Source organism: Pseudoalteromonas sp. MMG005 (genome assembly GCF_018101015.1).
In the GTDB taxonomy this organism is placed as follows: Bacteria; Pseudomonadota; Gammaproteobacteria; order Enterobacterales; family Alteromonadaceae; genus Pseudoalteromonas; species Pseudoalteromonas aurantia.
This window is the reverse complement of the sequence record NZ_JAGJEK010000059.1, coordinates 1-1,750: the sequence shown is the minus strand read 5'-3', so window position 1 is coordinate 1,750 and position 1,750 is coordinate 1. Positions and strand designations below refer to the sequence as shown.

General features: G+C 41.3%; 2 protein-coding genes. One reads left to right on the top strand and one right to left on the bottom strand.

Translation table 11 applies throughout. The annotated features are described in order from the left end of the window. Window positions 1–55 precede the first annotated feature (55 nt). Window positions 56–436, bottom strand: coding sequence for a diacylglycerol kinase (locus J8M01_RS23660; RefSeq protein WP_211059583.1), 381 nt, complete (start codon window positions 434–436; stop codon window positions 56–58). Window positions 437–665: 229 nt separating this feature from the next. Between J8M01_RS23660 and cysE the strand changes: the two genes are divergently transcribed. Continuing rightward, a complete protein-coding gene (gene cysE, locus J8M01_RS23655; protein ID WP_192506380.1) occupies window positions 666–1,487 on the top strand; it encodes a serine O-acetyltransferase in 822 nt (273 codons plus the stop codon). Window positions 1,488–1,750: the final 263 nt, after the last annotated feature.

The window sequence follows — 1,750 nt, the reverse complement described above, 5'->3', positions numbered from 1 at the left end:
AGTTTGTTTTCAAAACATTTTCTATGTCAAAACCCTTATCCAAACCTGAGGTTAACTAGATAAAATAATCAACGGCAGCGCTTCCCCAGATGAGCGCAACAATCACTAAGGTAAGTGTAACTGCGGCAGACCCCATATCTTTTGCCCTGCCCGATAATACGTGGTGGGACTTACTGACTCTGTCAGTGAGGGCTTCGATTGCCGAATTCAGTAATTCAGCAATCAACACCAATAGCAACACACTAATGAGTAATGCCCAATGTGTGATACTTTTAGCCACAAAAAATGAGCAGGGGAATAATATCAGTATTAAATAAAGCTCTTGTCTAAATGCGGCTTCTTCTTGATATGCAGCAATTAACCCCTCTATCGAACAACGAGTGGCATTGATGATTCTCACAACGCCAGTTCCATTGGGTTTGCTTGTTTGTGCCATGAGTTGCCCTATGTTAAATATAAACTAACCTAACATGTTGAACTTAATATAAAGGTGCGCATATTTATACCATCCATTTGTGACTTCATCATGACCAAAGCGCTGATATGATTGCTCTACAAAGAGCAGTTTGTTATAACTAATATCGAGAAGGTTTTGAATAGCAGTAACATATCCTATGTTTAGCCGTTAGAATCAGCGAATACTACCTCCATATTTAGGTTTCCTTATGCGTCATGAAATTTGGCAACAACTTCAAAAAGAGGCTAAAGAATTAGTCAATGTAGAGCCTTTGCTCGCCAGCCATGTTTACTCTAGTGTGCTTAATCATGAATGTTTGGGCTCTGCATTAAGTTTTATTGTGGCCAATAAACTTGCAGATGCGGTGGTGTCTGCATTTACCATTAGAGAGTTATTTGACCAAGCCTTTGTTGATTGTGACAAGATGTTGACTCATGTGGCACATGATATAAAAGCTGTTAAAGATCGAGACCCCGCTGCCGATAGTTACTTAACAGTAATTTTGAATCTGAAAGGTTTTCATGCGATACAAGCACATCGACTTGCCCACTGCTTATGGCGACAAAACAGAAAAGAGTTGGCTAGGTTTGTTCAAAGCCGTACCTCCGAAGTATTTGGTGTTGACATCCATCCTGCTTGTAAAGTCGGTCATGGCATTATGTTTGATCATGCGACTGGTATAGTCATAGGGGAAACTGCCATCATAGAAGATAACGTTTCTATTTTGCAGTCAGTCACTTTAGGTGGTACAGGTAATGAACAAGGCGACCGACATCCAAAAATACGTGCCGGTGTATTAATTGGAGCGGGAGCAAAAGTGCTTGGTAACATTGAAGTAGGGGAAGGAGCTCGAATTGGTGCGGGTTCAGTGGTATTAAACCCAGTAGAACCACATACAACGGTTGTGGGGATCCCTGCGAAAGTGGTGGGCAAACCGAGTTGTCCATGTCCAGCAGAAAGCATGAATCAAAATTTCTTAGAAGATCAACCTCAGTCAGTGAACGACTCTTATACGAGTGCGATGCTGTAACTTATTTTACCGCTAAATTATATTAGGGGCTGTTGATCTTTCAGGTTCATTTTTGCAGCAGTTTGATTGGCTTTTATATAAGGCAGAGGCTGCGTAGCATGGTTATTCCATGTGAGTCAGCCGATAACGTAGTAGAAAAGCCAATCAAGCGCTGCCTACCGGTTCTTTTGAGCACCCCTTTCTCTTTGTTGCTTAATATTCGCTTAGATTACTAGGCCACATATTAAGCGCCGCGATAAAAGCATGCTCAAAGAGAACAAAAA